Genomic DNA, 15,332 nt, shown 5'->3' on the forward strand with positions numbered 1-15,332 from the left:
AATAAAAGATTAAAATTGATAAGTGAAATTTCAAAAAATATAAAGAGACTTTCAGATGAAGTCGGCCAAACAATTTCCGATACAAGCTTAAAGGTTTCAGAAAAAATTTCTCCTATTAAAGAAGATTTAAATATAGGCATATTGAAACTTGATGAACTGAGATCAAAATATAAGGAATTATTTGAAAAAAATATACGAAGTCATAATAGAATATTAAAAGCTTTTCCAAGCTTAAGATCAAAAAAATATAACTTAATCTTAGAAAAGCTGAAAAATTATCATATAAAAAAATAAATATTTGGTGCAGATGGCGGGACTTGAACCCGCACGAGGCTTCCCTCGTCACCCCCTCAAGATGATGCGTCTGCCATTCCGCCACATCTGCATATTTTGCATAATTTATTTTAAAATATTTTAATAAAACTTTCAAGAGAAATAATAAGTCAATTTATCTTTTTATAAATTTAAATAAGGAGATATAAAGCCATTGTATATCTCCTTATTTTTAACTTTTAAAATGCTAAAATAACTAATTTAAATCTATTAATTGTTAATTGATATAACAATTGATCCATATGGTCCTAAAAACGCCTTACTTCCTTCAATTTTATTTTCTTTAGAATTAGTTAAAAGAACTTCATCTATTTTACTCAATTCTTCACATTCTACAAAGGTACTTTCTTCATAAAAATTACATAAAACCATAATTTTTTTATCATCTTTTTCCCTTATATAAGCTAACACTTGTGAATGATCTTCTAATATAGGTATAAACTTTCCTTCTGAGATTACCTCATTTTCCTCTCTTAATTTAATTAGCTTCCTATAATAATTTAAAATTGAATTTTCATTTTCTTCTTCTGATTCAACATTTATTTCATTATAATTTTTAGCTGCATCTATCCAAGGAGTTCCTTTTGTGAAACCTCCATGCTTTTCCTTATTCCATTGCATAGGTGTTCTTGAAGTATCTCTTGATCTATTGTTTAAAATATTTAATACTTCTTTTTCTTCTATTCCCTTTTTTAATAATATATCATAAGCATTTAAAGATTCTACATCTCTAAATTTTTCTATACTTTCAAAGTTTGGATTTGTCATTCCTATTTCTTCACCTTGATATATATAAGGAGTTCCTCTCATTAACTGAATTGCTGTACCTAACATTTTAGCTGATTCTTCCCTATATACTGTGTCATTTCCAAACCTTGATACTATTCTTGGTTGATCATGATTGCACCAGAATAAGGCATTCCATCCATTTCCCTTTTCCATTTCAACTTGCCATGTAAATAGTAAGTTTTTAAGCTTTTTAAAATCAAAAGGCATTAATTCCCACTTTTTATCGTTTTTATAATCTACTTTTAAATGGTGGAAATTAAACACCATATCTAATTCTTGATTATCAGGATTGGTGTACTTAATACAATTTTCTATATTAGTTGATGACATTTCCCCTACAGTCATTATACTTTCATATTTTGAAAATACTTCCTTATTCATAAGATTTAAATATTCATGAATTCTAGGTCCATCTGTATAAAATCTTCTTCCATCCCTATTGGCATTTGTATAATCATCATCTAAAAATCTCTGATCCTTAGATAAGAGATTTACAACATCTAACCTAAAGCCATCAACTCCCATATCAAGCCAATATCTCATAATTTTAAAAATTTCTTCTCTAACCCTTGGATTTTCCCAATTTAAATCAGCTTGAGTAACATCAAATAAATGTAAATAATATTTATTTAAACTCTCAACATATTCCCAAGCCGCTCCTCCAAATTTTGAACTCCAGTTGTTAGGCTTATCTCTCCAAATATAGAAATCATGATATGGATTATCTTCCCCTTTTAAAGCTTCCTTAAACCAATAATTTTCTGTTGATGTATGGTTAACAACCATATCCATTATTAGTTTCATACCTCTTTTATGAGTCTCGTCTAAAAGTCTCTTAAAATCTTCAATGGTCCCAAACATTTTATCAATGTTATAATAATCTGCTATGTCATATCCATTATCATTTTGAGGTGACACATAAATAGGTGTAAGCCATATAACCTTTACCCCTAAACTCTTTATATAATCCAATTCTTCTATTATTCCTGCTATATCTCCTATTCCATCTCCATTACTATCTTTAAAACTCTTTGGATAAATTTGATATACTACTGATGATTTCCACCAATTATTATTATTCATAACTTCACCTCTTGCAAATAATAGGTGGTTGCAGCGAAGCTACAACCACGTTAATTTAATTCATTGTTGCACTTTCTTTAGCTTCAACTAACTCATCAAAATCTTTTGAGTATTTTTTATCAAATACAAATGTTAAAGCTGCTGGAACGATTACTGCTACTATCATAGCGATTATAAATTGTACCCAATATTGAGGTTGTATTGCTAAGAAGCCTGGTAATCCTCCTATACCAATTGAGTTAGCTAAAACTCCAGTAAGTATTGATACTACTGCTGCTGATGCTGATCCAATTAATGCTGCATAGAATGGATATTTATATTTTAAGTTAACACCAAACATTGCTGGTTCAGTAACTCCAAGCCATGCTGAAATACCAGCTGATGCAGCTACAGATTTAAGTTTTGCATTCTTTTTATAAATAATTAACATTGCAACTGCTGCTGAACCTTGAGCTATATTACTTAAAGCTATTAGAGGCCATATCATTGTTCCTCCATTATTTGCGATAAGTTGTAAGTCTACAGCTATAAATGTATGATGTAATCCTGTAATAACTAATGGTGCATATAATAATCCAAAAATTATTGCTCCAAGTAATTTAATAGGTCCAGTTAATAAATAATTAAATACAAGTGCTATATTATCACCAAGTACTCTTGATACTGGTCCTATAACAATATAAGACAATAATAAAGTTACTAGCAATGCTACAAATGGTATAATAATCATTTTTAATACATCTGGTATATACTTACGTAAAGAAAGTTCTAATTTGCTTAGTAAAATACCTGATAACATAGCTGGAATTACTTGTGCTTGATAACCAACCTTATCAATTGTAAATAGTCCAAAATCCCAGAATGGAACTGTTCCTTCTTGTACAGCTGCTGCATAGCCGTAAGCATTTAAAAGTTGTGGTGATACTAAAGTAATACCTAAAACAATACCTAAAATTTCTGAACCACCAAACTTTTTAACTGTTGACCAAGTTATTGCAACAGGTAAGAAGTGGAATATCGCTTCTCCTAATATCCATAAGAAACTATGAATTTCTGCTAACACTGGATATAGATCTGTAAGAGCTTGAGTTCCATCTCCAAAGATCTTCATGTCACCTATAATATTTCTAAAACCTAATATTAAACCACCTGTTATAATTGCTGGTAAAATTGGAACGAATATTTCAGCTAGTCCACTTATTACTCTTTGTAAAAATGACATATTTTGTTGAGCAGCTTTTTTAGCTTCTTCTTTTGATACTCCTTTTACACCAGATACCTCTACAAATTCATCAAAAAATGCTTTAACTTGATTTCCAATGATAACTTGGAATTGTCCAGCATTTGTAAATGTACCTTTTACAGTTGGTAATTTTTCAATTTCTTTTACATTTGCTTTTCCTTCATCTTTTAATACAAACCTTAACCTTGTCACACAGTGACTAAGACTTGCAATATTTTCTTTTCCCCCAACAAGTTCTAATAGGTCTAAGGCTTCTTGTTTAAATTTACCCATTCTCCTCACCTCATATATAAAATTAATATTTTTGATTACGATTACATTATATCTTGTTTAAACATGCTTGTCAATAGTTGTTTAAACATGTTTTTAAGAATTTTTTAAAATTTATTCAATTTTTATTTTGCTTTATAGATGCTATAATATACATAGACTATTTATTAAAGGAGAACTGTTATTCTATGAAACAAGTTAAATACACAGAAATATATGACTACTTAAAGAATAAAATTATTTCAAATGAATATAAGGCTGGTGAAAAAATTCCTTCTGAAAATGAATTAACAGCATTATTTAACGTAAGCAGAAATACAGTAAGAAGGGCCATAGATAAGCTTTCCTTTGAAGGCTTTGTAACAAGTGTTCATGGAAAGGGAGTATTTGTTATAGAAAAACATCAACTTAAATTTCTAGTTGGTGGACTTCAAAGCTTTAAGGAAGCCTCTGAAACAAATGAAGTTTTATATTCTACCAATTTACATACTTTCGAAGAGATAATAATAGATGAAAAACTTTCAAAAATTACTGGTTTTCCTTTAGGATCTAAAGTTTTTCATATTATTAGATCAAGAAATATAGATGGTGAAGAAACAATTCTTGATATCAACTATTTCCTAAAGGATGTTGTAAATGGACTTTCAAAAGATATTGCTGTAAATTCTATTTATGACTATTTAGAAAATACTCTTTCCTTAAAAATTGCAGGCGCACAAAAAATTGTTTCTGTCGAACCAGCATCTAAATTAGATAAAAAATATCTAGAGCTAAAAAAATATAATTTAGTAGCAATTATTAAAAACTATGTAAATTTAGATGATGGAACATTATTTGAATATACAGAGTCTAGACATAGACCTGATAAATTTATTTTTTCTACATATGCCAAAAGATTATAACTTAAAAAGTGCACTGCGCTTTTTAATGTAGAATGTACATTGTACATTCTACATTAAAAAAAGACTGCCTAGACAGTCTATTTTTTATTATCTTTTAATCTTTTCAAAGTATAATAAATATCTTCTAAATCCTTATCACTTAAATCATCTATATTATCTAAATTATATTTTATAAAATCTATTGTATTTTCCCTAAATCCTCTCTTTTGATTTTTATAACCTTCTTTATTTATAATATATACAGCTATTGTACTTGTTGTAACACTTATAAAACCTACACCTAATATCATTAATAATATGGCTACAATTTTTCCTAAAGGACTTTCTATTAATACATCCCCATAGCCAACTGTAGTAAAGGTTACAAAAGTCCACCAAATAGCATCTATAAAAGACATTTCTTCTAAAAGCGAAATAACAACAGCTCCTAATACAATTATTATAATTGTTAAAATTAATAGATAATTAAATTTATTCTCTTTAACTAAATATTTTATATTATTCTTAAACTTTAGTATTAGTATAAATAAAATAAATAAATTAAATATCAAATTTATATTATAGCCCATAATAGTGAAATTAGATAATTTATCAATATATTTAATTGGAATTGATGAAATTAAATCAACCTTATTATTTAATATAAAATAAATTATATTTTTGCTTTTAAATATTCTAAAAAAATAATCAGTGAAGAAAACAATACATATTATAAAATTTATATATAATAAGGTCTCTTTCACAATATAAGGCATCTTATACATTAATTTTATAATAATTATTACTGAATTCATCAAAGATAATAAAGCAATAAAAGTTTTATGTAAATTAACTTTGCTCATAGTTATTCCCCTTTTAATTACTATTCTCTATATATTCTATAATTCTATTTTTAATAAAATGATATAATTATTGGGAAGTTAACTTACAAAATAAAAAGTGCAAATATAAGGACTAAATTATCTTTGTCAACTTATATTCGCACTTAAGCCTTTTATTATATTATTTTTCCTCTAATATAGAAAATTTATAAACAGTTTCTTTAAAATATTCTTCTCCTTTTCTTAATATAGAATATTTTGTGAATATATTATTTTCTCCAATAGGAGGGCTTTGAGTTTCAATTGCAATGGCATCTCTTTTGTTAGCCTTTCTTCCACAAGCCAATGTCTTATCATCTGGAAAATTTAATGTATATAAAACTACAGATTTTTGATTTGTATATACATCCATTACTCTACCAGATTCTTTATGAACCAATCTTAATTTTAAATTTCCTTCTGGATTTAATATCCAAGGATGATCATAACCTTGTCCAATTGCTAATTGTGGATCATCACTATTTATATCTCTTCCTATTTTCTTTGCAATATTAAAATCAAAAGGTGTATTTTCTACATATAATAATCTGCCAGTAGGAACTTGATTATTATTTAATTCAACTAAAAAATCGCTATTTACATATAGATAATGATTTAATATATCTCCTTTACAATTTCCACTTAAATTAAAATAAGAATGATTAGTTAAATTTACTAAAGTATCTTTATCACTTACCGCTTTATAAGTTATTTTAAACTCATTATTTTCATTTATAGTATATATTATATTAACTTTTAAATTTCCTGGATACCCCTCTTCTCCATCCTTACTATAATAAGATAATAAAGCACTAACTTCATTTTCATTCTCACGAACTTCTACATTAAATATTTTAAAAGTAAATCCATTTGGTCCCCCGTGCCCTTGATTAACTCCATAATTTTTATTAAAGGTTAAAACTTCATCATTTAACTTCGTAGTTCCATTTGCAATCCTGCCTGCAGTTCTGCCAACTATTGCTCCATAATAAGATGGATTAGTAACATAAGTCTCTAAATCCTCATATTTTAAAACTACATTTTCAATATTACCTTTCTTATCAGGTACTAGTATATCCGTAATTACTCCTCCCAAATTTAAAAAATCAATTCCAAATCCCTTAGAATTTCTTAAACTAAAACTAATTATTTCACTATTTTCTCTCATATTTATAAAAACCTTTTCAATACACATAGCACTCTACCTTTCATTAACATTTATAATTTAAATATAATCTTTTTTCCTATTTAAAGTCAATAAATAATAAAAATAAAAGAGATTCCCTAACTTCCCTTAGGCAATCTCCTTAACTTATAAATATTATTAAATTATTTCATTTATATTCTAAGTCTTTTAATGAGGCTTTTTATATTTATAACTGATGCAACTGCCATGCATATTAAACAATCAATTAATATAAAGGAACCATTATATATAAAAGAATAAACTATCGGTGTCAAATTATAATCTGCAGCATAACTTCCCCAGAATATTACACCAGCAGTAAAGTTAAATACAAACATTCCAAAGAATCCTACTGCTATGGCAATAAATTTATTATTTTTAAAGAAACCAGATAAGCCCACTGCCATGAAAGGAAGAATATAATCAAATATTACCTGAATAGGATGTAAAATATATGCAGGCCCTATAATAAAATTTAGAATACCATACAAGAATCCTGTAAAAATTCCTATAATAGGACCATATATTAATGAAATTAATATTATTGGAAGCATTCCCGCGATTGATGCACTTCCTCCAAATGGCAATTGAAATACCTTAATCATCTCTAATACTACCGTCATAGCAAGAGTTATTGCAATATGAGCAATAAGCCTTGAAGTAAATTCAACTTTTTTCACTTTAATAAATACAAAAAAAATTATTAGCAAACCTATTATGCTTGCTATACTTGTCCAATTAGACATAATTTCTTTAATGTTTTCTAAAATTTTCATAAAAAATCCTCCTTCTCTTGTGCTAAGGAGTAAATATACCTTGATTGTTAATAGAAAAAGCCGTGTTCGCGGGAACACGGCAAAATAAGCAATATACACTTTAATTACTTATTTATGGCTTCCCTACGCTAGTATTATCTATATCAGGTATAAGGGTTAATGATTAAAAAATCATTTCTCAGCCGAAGCACCCCTAGCACATAATTTGATATGATATTATATTTTATTTTCACAAATATAATATCATATTTTTTTGTGTATTTCAAATATATATATTTTTTAAAAGCTTAAATTTAAAAATAACTCATAAACTTTTTATAGAGTCTATGAGTTATTAATTTATAAATATTTTAAAATGATTTTCCCGGAATAATAGCATCTATGATTCCAATAACCAATGCTGCTAATAATGCTCCTATCATTGTAACTCTCATATTAGGAACAATAAATTGTGCAACATATATAATTATTGCTGATATTACAAATCCTTTTAATCCTCTTCCAAATGGAGAAATCTCATCTCCCATCATTTTTTCTACCAAATAATCTAATACAGTAATTACAACTGCTGCAATTAAAAATGACCATAAACCATTTATACTAAATCCCGGAGTAAAAAAAGATGTAATTGCTAAAATTACCGCTACCATTAGAAGCCTTAATATCCATGACATTGCGCCACTTTCTACTTTATTATGTTCCATAAATATTCCTCCTATGTTTTTTTAACTTTAAGCTTTACTAAACAATTATAGTATCTGCATAATTTAAAAAAATATTTATGTTTAATTTTTCTTAACAATGTCATTAGTTACTTTTACTATTAAATCATGTATAAAATTTGAACCTCTACTGACCAATATTCCTGTTAAAATTATTCCAAGATAAGGAATCTTATTATTAATTTTTAATAGTTTGAAAATATCTAAACCCGTAGAAATTGTTATAAGTATAGAAATAACTAAAGCACCTATCTTATCTACACATAACTTTCCATCCTGCCAAACCATTTTTAATGTTTCCCATATACTTTCTGCAAGTATAGAAATTACTATAACAATAAATAAATTTTGCATTTAAACTCTCCTTTTATATTTAAAACTTATTAAAATTTATTCTAAAAAAAGTATTTAAATGCTATTTTTAATATTTAAAATTATTATTTATTTCTAAATTTATTTAAATCTAATTTCCATAAGATTCTTAAATATTAAAAAGAGGTTAACATTAAACATGCTAACCTCTTTGCTTATAATTTCTAAAATAAATAAGGACTTAAAAATAAGGTAAATTTACTTTCGCCTTATTTTAAGTCCTTATATTACTTTGTTGCAAGCAAGCCGTAAGCGGAGTTCTGTATTAAGCAATCATCTATCTAGGCTTATTGTTACCAATAAGCTCAAGCGGCACACCCGGAGACGGAGCGGGCCACCCCATAATGTCTCCCTATTCGGCCTTGCTCCAGGTGGGGTTTACATAGCCATCATGTCACCATGATGCTGGTGAGCTCTTACCTCACCTTTCCACCCTTACCTTAATATTAAATAAAATATTTAATATTAAGGCGGTATATCTCTGTTGCACTTTCCTTCAAGTCGCCTTGACTGGACGTTATCCAGCACCCTGCCCTATGGAGCTCCGACTTTCCTCTCCTAGATCAAGTCTAGCAGCGATTGCATGTCTTACTTGCAAAAAGTATCTTATCATAAATAATTTTATTTTGCAAATACAATTTTTAGTTTACAAAAATTGAAAAATAATAACTAACATAATTAAAATAACCCAGGAATAAAAACCTATTCCTGAAAATAGTAATGTTAATACTATAAGAACAATAACACATATTTTAGCTGCAGTATTTTCTGATTTTGGCGTGCATTTCCCTGCTATAATTCTTTTATTTATACCATGAACAAATTCCTTAAATGTATCTTGAAGAACTTTTGTCCAAGGACTTTTCTTCTTTCTGTAATAATATTTACTCACAATTCTCTCCATAACAAATACTACTCTTATTATTTATATTATAAATTTACAATAATTATGTGAGAATTATAAAAATATATATGGATCCTTAGATTTATTAGATATTAAAACTTCTACATCATTAAATTTTTCTTTTATTTCTTTCATAACTTCTTGAAATACTATCCATTCTGAAGCAAAATGACCTATATCAATAATTGAAATTCCCATTTCTTTATAATCTGATGCAAAATGATAAGTTGTATCCCCTGTAATAATACAATCTGCTCCTTTATTATAGGCTATATTAAAAAATGATGATCCACTGCCATTTATTATTGCAAGCTTTCTTATTTTTTCTTTTCCAATAACTGCTTTTACAGCTTCTATATTTAATTTTTCTTTAATAGAATTTATTAATTCTTCTATGCTTATATCTTCCTCAAGACTTACTAATCTTCCAAGCCCTTCTGATTTATTATCTCTTGAATTTTTATTTATTTCTAACAATTCCCCTTTTCCAAAGCCAAAAATTTTAACAATTGTTTCATTTAGTCCCTTTTCTGCTGAATCTAAGTTTGTATGACTTGAGTAAAGGCTTATATCATTTTTTATTAATTCAATTATTTTTTTACCTAATAAAGTATCAGTTGTTATAGAACTTGGTTTTTTAAAAATTAAGGGATGGTGTGTTATAATTAAGTCCACCTTTTTTTCTTTAGCTTCTTCTATAACTTCTAGAGTACAATCTAAAGCTAATAAAATCTTATTAACTTCTGCTTCTTTATCTCCAACCATTAATCCAACATTATCAAAATCTTCTTTTAAATTTACTGGAGCAAAGTCCTCCATTATATTTATTATATCTTTAACTTTTCTCATAAATCATCATCCTTATAAATAATTTATTATATTAGAAATCAAATCAATTTTATTTTTTATGACTTCTTTTCTTATATTAGCATTCTCTGTATCCTCATTTATATAACTTAAAATGCGTTTATAATTTTCTATTTTTAAATTTAAATAATCTTTTAATAGTGGATGTTTTTCCATTATTAATTTAGGACTTACTTCATAATATATAGGGTCTAATTTAGTATTTTCTCCATTTTTTCTTTTAACCTTGAAAAGTTCATAATAAATATTTTCATCTAAACAAAGATCTTCTTTTATTATTTCATAATTATTATTATATAAATATTCTCTTAAAACCTCTGGATTTTGAGCTGGTTGCAAAATAAGATAATCTAACTCATTAACTTTCTTAATACTATCTTCTAATATATTTACTATTAGGTTACCACCCATTCCAGCTATTATTACCCCATTAGCTTCATTATTGTTTAAAGGCTTAAGTCCATTTCCTAATCTAAATTCTAGTTTATCATCTACTCCCTCCAAAATTGCATTTAACTTTGCCTTATCTAAAGGAAGTTTATTTACATCTGTTGCAATTGCCTTTTTGCAAAGATTATTTTTTACAGCATAAATTGGTATATAACCATGATCTGTACCTATATCTGCCAAAACATCAATATTCTCCATATTATTAATAATAAATTTTAATCTTTTGCTTAGTTCCATTTTTCTACTCCTTGCTAAATAAAATTAGCACCCTTTGGTGCTAATCTAAATAATCCTTTAATTTTTTACTTCTTGAAGGATGTCTTAATTTTCTAAGAGCTTTTGCTTCAATTTGCCTTATTCTTTCTCTAGTTACATTAAACTCTTTTCCAACTTCTTCAAGAGTTCTTGCTCTACCATCATCTAAACCAAATCTTAGTCTTAATACCTTTTCTTCTCTAGGTGTTAATGTATCTAATACATTTATTAATTGTTCCTTAAGCATTGTAAAAGCGGCAGCTTCTGCAGGTGCTAAGGCATCATCATCTGGTATAAAATCTCCAAGATGTGAATCTTCTTCTTCACCAATTGGTGTTTCAAGAGATACTGGTTCTTGGGCTATTTTTTGAATTTCTCTTACCTTTTCAACTGGTAATTCCATAATCTCAGCAATTTCTTCTGGGTGTGGATCCCTTCCTAATTCCTGTAATAATTGTCGTTGAATTCTGATTAATTTATTTATTGTTTCAACCATATGAACTGGGATTCTAATGGTTCTTGCTTGGTCAGCAATAGCTCTAGTTATTGCTTGCCTTATCCACCATGTTGCATATGTAGAAAATTTAAAGCCTTTTCTATAATCAAATTTTTCTACTGCTTTTATTAGCCCTAAATTTCCTTCTTGAATTAAATCTAGGAATAACATTCCTCTTCCTACATATCTTTTTGCAATACTAACAACTAGTCTAAGGTTTGCTTCTGCTAATTTCTTTTTAGCCTTTTCATCTCCTTGTTCTATTCTTGTTGCTAGTTCTATTTCTTCTTCTGATGATAATAAAGGTACTTTTCCTATTTCTTTTAAATACATTCTTACAGGATCATCTATTGCTATACCTTCTGGAATAGTTAAGTCTAAATCTTCTTCCTCGATATTATCCTCGGAAATTTCATCACCAATTATTTCTATCCCCATTGATTCTAATACTTCATAAATTTTTTCTATTTGTTCAGGACTTAATTCTATATGATCAATTTCATCTATTAATTCCTTATATGTTATAGAACCTTTGCTCTTAGCTTTGTCTAGTAGATTTTTAACTACTGCCATTTTGCTGCTTTTGCTTTCACTATCTTTTTTAGCGTCCTTAGCTTTTGTTTTTCCATCTACCATTTTTTTACCTCCTTCCGCTTTTACCACTTAATTCACACCTTTCTTAAGTTGCTCGTTTATCTTATTAATTTCCATTGCTATTCTTATTGTCTCCTCTATTTTTCCTTGTTTTTCAAATATTCTTTGCTTACTTTTCAAGGTCTCTAAATCCTTATTTAATTTATAATTAATTATCTGCTTTATTAAATCTCTAATTAATTTTTTATTATTATTTCCTATTAGAATTTTTTCTTCCTTAATTTTGACTATTTCTTCTAAAATTTTTGCATCAGTAAATCGGGTTTCTAAATAACCTACTATATTATTTATTTTTCCCTTTTTTGCTTCTTTAATTATAGAAAATATCTCTATATGCTCCGGTACAATAAAGTCTTCAATTTTTATTAAATTTTCAATTTCTTCAAAGTATTCATCTTCTAGAGATAATTTTAATAAAGCTCTTTCTGCTTTTAAAAATGGTGGTTCTACATATAATTTTGTTCCATTTTCTTCCTTATTATTCATAAAATTATTTTTATTTATGTTTTTTGTCATTTCTTTTGTTAATAAATCAAATAATGTCTGTTCTCTTATTCCTGTTTTTTCTGATATATTTTTAATATATATATCTTTTTCTAAAGGATTTACATCAGCTAATATCTCAGTTACTTTCTTACCATACTTAACCAAGTCAGTATTATCGTCTAGATTTAAACCTTCTCCAGCTTTTCTAATTCGATAATCTATTAAATTTTCTGCATTTTTAACCAATTCTAAAAATGCCTCTTTTCCATTGTTTCTAACAAATTCATCCGGATCCTTTCCATTAGGTATATTTAACACCCTAACATCAAATCCTACCTCTCTTAGTATATTTAGCCCTCTTAAGGTTGCTGTCTGTCCCGCTACATCAGCATCGTAAGAAATAATAACTTTATCAGCATACCTTCTTAATAAGCGTGCTTGCTCGTGAGTTAAAGCTGTTCCTAAAGATGCAACAACATTTGTTATCCCCTGTTGATGCAATGATATTAAATCCATATAACCTTCTACAATAATAAAATATCTTTCATTCATTTTGCCTTTTAAAGCAAAATTTAATCCATAAAGATTAGTTCCCTTTTGGAATACTAATGTTTCTGGAGAATTTAGATACTTTGGCTTAGAATCGTCTAATACCCTTCCCCCAAATCCAATAACCCTGCCTCTATAATCAAAAACGGGAAATATTACTCTATTCCTAAACCTATCATACTTCTTTCCTGTTTTTACTGAAGCAGAAACTAAACCAGCTTCGTATAATAAATCTTCTTTAAAGCCAAGTTTTTTAAGATGAAGAAGTAGACTGTCCCAGCTATCTTTAGCAAATCCTAAACCAAATTTTTTTATAGTTTCTTCTTTTATTCCTCTTTTTAAAAAATAGTTTTTTGCTATTGTTGAATTTTTTAAATTTGAATAAAAGAATCTTGCTGCTTCTACGTTGACCTTATAAAGTAGATTTCTTTTTTTAGCCTTAGGATCTTCATTTTTTCTATCAGTATCAATTTGAATATTGGCTCTATCAGCTAAATACTTTACTGCGTCAACATAGGGCAAATTTCTATTCTTCATAATAAATGTTATTACATTCCCTGCTTCTCCACAGCCAAAGCATTTATATATCTGCCTTTCTGGTGATACTGAAAATGAAGGTGTCTTCTCATTATGAAAAGGACATAATCCCAAAAAATTTCGGCCAGATCTTTTTAATTTGACAGTTTCTGATATTACATCAACTATATCATTATATTCTTTGACCTTTTCTAGAATCTCTTCAGAAATCTGCAAGGAGATTCACCTCCTTACTGTAATTTTCGTCAACTTTTATTATTTTCGACATTTTTTATAGAATTCCTTCTGAAATTTTAAAATTTTTTTCTATATATTCAATCTTCTTTATTATTATTCTTTATCAATTTCAAAATTCCTCTTATTTTTTTATTTTATTTAATATATAACTAATTTCGGCACAAAAATCGAATTAAAGGTATTCAAGCAATAATCATCACTCATTCCAGCAATATAATCTGCTACAGCTCTTTTTATTCCTTCTTCTTCTGCAATTTTTCTATATATTCCCTTCAGCTCATTTTCATGACTACAATAATATTCAAGCAGATTTTCTAAAATAAATTGAGCCTTATTTCTCTCCACCCTTAAAATATCCCCTAAGTAAATATTTTTAAACATAAATTTCCTTAGTTCAATCATAGCTTCAAAAACTTCATTACTAAACTTTATATCAATACAATTATTCTCAATAGATTTTATTGAATTATGAATAATATCATTTACTAAAGTATCTATTCTTTCTGAATTGCTTTTTCCTAAAACTTTAATAATTTCTTTTGGTATATCATCTTCACTTAATAAACCTACTCTAATAGAATCATCTATATCATGATTTAAATAAGCTATTTTATCACTTATTTTAACTACTTTTCCTTCTAAAGTTCTAGGATTATTTTCTCCCTTTAAATTAAGACCACTGTGATTTAATATACCATCTATTACTTCTTCTGTTAGATTTAATCCTTCACCATTTCTTTCTAATTTTTCTACTACCCTAACACTTTGCTCACTATGTCTAAATCCTCCCTCTAAAAAGTTATTTAAGACTTCTTCCCCACTATGAGCAAAGGCTACATGCCCTAAATCATGTCCCAAAGCTATAGCTTCAATAAGGACCTCGTTTAATCCTATTCCAACTCCTATAGTTCTTGCAATTTGTGATACTTCCAATGTATGAGTTAATCTTGTTCTATAATGATCTCCAAAGGCTTTAATATATACTTGGGTCTTGTGTTTTAATCTTCTAAAAGCTTTACTATGTATAATTCTATCTCTATCTACCATATAACAGGTTCTGACTTTATCTTCTTCTTCAAATTTTTTTCTACCTTTACTTGCGCTGCTAAAGGCAGCCTCTTTTATTAATGTCAACCTTTCAAATCCTTCTATTTTATTCCTTAGGTTCATATATCTCACCTCTATATTACTTATTCTATATTTTTCTCTATTTTCCTTTAATTAAACATATTTTTAAAATATTTATAAATGAGCAAATTTCATAGCATTATTTACCATAAAAATTGAATAGACTCCTCCTAGGCAATTTTTAAGGCTTGAAAAATTTGCTCCAAGGGCACTCCAGCCTTTGATTGTTCATA

Annotated in this window: 14 protein-coding genes, 1 tRNA gene, 1 other RNA gene, 1 pseudogene and 1 riboswitch; of the genes and pseudogenes, 2 read left to right on the forward strand and 15 right to left on the reverse strand. The window is 27.6% G+C overall.

The genetic code is table 11. The annotated features are described in order from the left end of the window. Positions 1-294: pseudogene (locus KQI16_RS11725) on the forward strand (hypothetical protein); the annotation flags it as partial. Between the two features lie 5 nt (positions 295-299). On the opposite strand, the gene KQI16_RS11730 reads toward KQI16_RS11725, so the two are convergent. The 3 genes from KQI16_RS11730 to treP form a co-directional block, all read right to left on the reverse strand. Continuing rightward, positions 300-385: transfer RNA gene (locus tag KQI16_RS11730), tRNA-Leu, on the reverse strand. Positions 386-543: 158 nt separating this feature from the next. Next, positions 544-2,205 carry an alpha,alpha-phosphotrehalase gene (gene treC / locus KQI16_RS11735; RefSeq protein WP_216434656.1) on the reverse strand — a complete coding sequence of 554 codons (1,662 nt, stop codon included), beginning with the start codon at positions 2,203-2,205 and terminating at the stop codon, positions 544-546. Between the two features lie 55 nt (positions 2,206-2,260). Beyond that, positions 2,261-3,721, reverse strand: coding sequence for a PTS system trehalose-specific EIIBC component (gene treP, locus KQI16_RS11740; RefSeq protein WP_216434658.1), 1,461 nt, complete (start codon positions 3,719-3,721; stop codon positions 2,261-2,263). A gap of 185 nt (positions 3,722-3,906) precedes the next feature. On the opposite strand from treP, the gene treR reads away from it, so the two are divergent. Next, the gene (gene treR / locus KQI16_RS11745; RefSeq protein ID WP_216434660.1) at positions 3,907-4,620 is read left to right on the forward strand and encodes a trehalose operon repressor; all 714 of its coding nucleotides are present in this window, start codon (positions 3,907-3,909) and stop codon (positions 4,618-4,620) included. Between the two features lie 77 nt (positions 4,621-4,697). Here treR and KQI16_RS11750 read toward each other — a convergent pair whose 3' ends face one another. The 12 genes from KQI16_RS11750 to KQI16_RS11805 form a co-directional block, all read right to left on the reverse strand. Continuing rightward, complete coding sequence (locus KQI16_RS11750) at positions 4,698-5,462, reverse strand: potassium channel family protein (RefSeq protein ID WP_216434661.1); 765 nt, start codon at positions 5,460-5,462, stop codon at positions 4,698-4,700. A 160-nt stretch (positions 5,463-5,622) separates the two neighbouring features. Beyond that, the gene (locus tag KQI16_RS11755) at positions 5,623-6,675 is read right to left on the reverse strand and encodes an aldose epimerase family protein (protein WP_286173102.1); all 1,053 of its coding nucleotides are present in this window, start codon (positions 6,673-6,675) and stop codon (positions 5,623-5,625) included. A 143-nt stretch (positions 6,676-6,818) separates the two neighbouring features. Beyond that, positions 6,819-7,442 (reverse strand): energy-coupled thiamine transporter ThiT, encoded by a 624-nt coding sequence (gene thiT, locus KQI16_RS11760; RefSeq protein ID WP_216434663.1) that lies wholly within the window; start codon positions 7,440-7,442, stop codon positions 6,819-6,821. A gap of 103 nt (positions 7,443-7,545) precedes the next feature. After that, positions 7,546-7,647, reverse strand: a riboswitch (TPP riboswitch). A 145-nt stretch (positions 7,648-7,792) separates the two neighbouring features. Next, the gene (locus tag KQI16_RS11765; protein WP_216434665.1) at positions 7,793-8,146 is read right to left on the reverse strand and encodes a phage holin family protein; all 354 of its coding nucleotides are present in this window, start codon (positions 8,144-8,146) and stop codon (positions 7,793-7,795) included. Between the two features lie 81 nt (positions 8,147-8,227). Next, positions 8,228-8,518 (reverse strand): hypothetical protein, encoded by a 291-nt coding sequence (locus KQI16_RS11770; protein WP_216434667.1) that lies wholly within the window; start codon positions 8,516-8,518, stop codon positions 8,228-8,230. Between the two features lie 252 nt (positions 8,519-8,770). Beyond that, an RNA gene (gene rnpB, locus KQI16_RS11775) (RNase P RNA component class A) lies at positions 8,771-9,131 on the reverse strand. A 51-nt stretch (positions 9,132-9,182) separates the two neighbouring features. Next, the gene (locus KQI16_RS11780; RefSeq protein ID WP_216434668.1) at positions 9,183-9,428 is read right to left on the reverse strand and encodes a hypothetical protein; all 246 of its coding nucleotides are present in this window, start codon (positions 9,426-9,428) and stop codon (positions 9,183-9,185) included. A 66-nt stretch (positions 9,429-9,494) separates the two neighbouring features. Next, complete coding sequence (locus tag KQI16_RS11785) at positions 9,495-10,289, reverse strand: Nif3-like dinuclear metal center hexameric protein (protein WP_216434669.1); 795 nt, start codon at positions 10,287-10,289, stop codon at positions 9,495-9,497. A gap of 12 nt (positions 10,290-10,301) precedes the next feature. Beyond that, entirely contained in the window at positions 10,302-10,994 is a 693-nt protein-coding gene (locus KQI16_RS11790) for a tRNA (adenine(22)-N(1))-methyltransferase (RefSeq protein WP_216434670.1), read from the reverse strand. Between the two features lie 40 nt (positions 10,995-11,034). Further along, a complete protein-coding gene (gene rpoD, locus KQI16_RS11795; protein WP_216434671.1) occupies positions 11,035-12,144 on the reverse strand; it encodes an RNA polymerase sigma factor RpoD in 1,110 nt (369 codons plus the stop codon). 27 nt (positions 12,145-12,171) lie between these two features. Continuing rightward, on the reverse strand, positions 12,172-13,950 hold the full coding sequence (gene dnaG, locus KQI16_RS11800) for a DNA primase (RefSeq protein ID WP_216434672.1): 1,779 nt from the start codon (positions 13,948-13,950) through the stop codon (positions 12,172-12,174). 159 nt (positions 13,951-14,109) lie between these two features. Then, entirely contained in the window at positions 14,110-15,141 is a 1,032-nt protein-coding gene (locus KQI16_RS11805) for a deoxyguanosinetriphosphate triphosphohydrolase (protein ID WP_216434673.1), read from the reverse strand. Between the last annotated feature and the right edge of the window lie 191 nt (positions 15,142-15,332).

The organism is Caproiciproducens sp. MSJ-32, from assembly GCF_018918055.1.
Taxonomy (GTDB): Bacteria; Bacillota; Clostridia; order Clostridiales; family Clostridiaceae; genus Clostridium.

What these genes read in the sequence shown, in the direction of transcription:
- treC (WP_216434656.1), bottom strand. Translation starts at nt 2,205, where the DNA reads ATGAATAATAATAATTGGTGGAAATCATCAGTAGTATATCAAATTTAT.
- treP (WP_216434658.1), bottom strand. Translation starts at nt 3,721, where the DNA reads ATGGGTAAATTTAAACAAGAAGCCTTAGACCTATTAGAACTTGTTGGG.
- treR (WP_216434660.1), top strand. Translation starts at nt 3,907, where the DNA reads ATGAAACAAGTTAAATACACAGAAATATATGACTACTTAAAGAATAAA.
- KQI16_RS11750 (WP_216434661.1), bottom strand. Translation starts at nt 5,462, where the DNA reads ATGAGCAAAGTTAATTTACATAAAACTTTTATTGCTTTATTATCTTTG.
- KQI16_RS11755 (WP_286173102.1), bottom strand. Translation starts at nt 6,675, where the DNA reads ATGTGTATTGAAAAGGTTTTTATAAATATGAGAGAAAATAGTGAAATA.
- thiT (WP_216434663.1), bottom strand. Translation starts at nt 7,442, where the DNA reads ATGAAAATTTTAGAAAACATTAAAGAAATTATGTCTAATTGGACAAGT.
- KQI16_RS11765 (WP_216434665.1), bottom strand. Translation starts at nt 8,146, where the DNA reads ATGGAACATAATAAAGTAGAAAGTGGCGCAATGTCATGGATATTAAGG.
- KQI16_RS11770 (WP_216434667.1), bottom strand. Translation starts at nt 8,518, where the DNA reads ATGCAAAATTTATTTATTGTTATAGTAATTTCTATACTTGCAGAAAGT.
- KQI16_RS11785 (WP_216434669.1), bottom strand. Translation starts at nt 10,289, where the DNA reads ATGAGAAAAGTTAAAGATATAATAAATATAATGGAGGACTTTGCTCCA.
- KQI16_RS11790 (WP_216434670.1), bottom strand. Translation starts at nt 10,994, where the DNA reads ATGGAACTAAGCAAAAGATTAAAATTTATTATTAATAATATGGAGAAT.
- rpoD (WP_216434671.1), bottom strand. Translation starts at nt 12,144, where the DNA reads ATGGTAGATGGAAAAACAAAAGCTAAGGACGCTAAAAAAGATAGTGAA.
- KQI16_RS11805 (WP_216434673.1), bottom strand. Translation starts at nt 15,141, where the DNA reads ATGAACCTAAGGAATAAAATAGAAGGATTTGAAAGGTTGACATTAATA.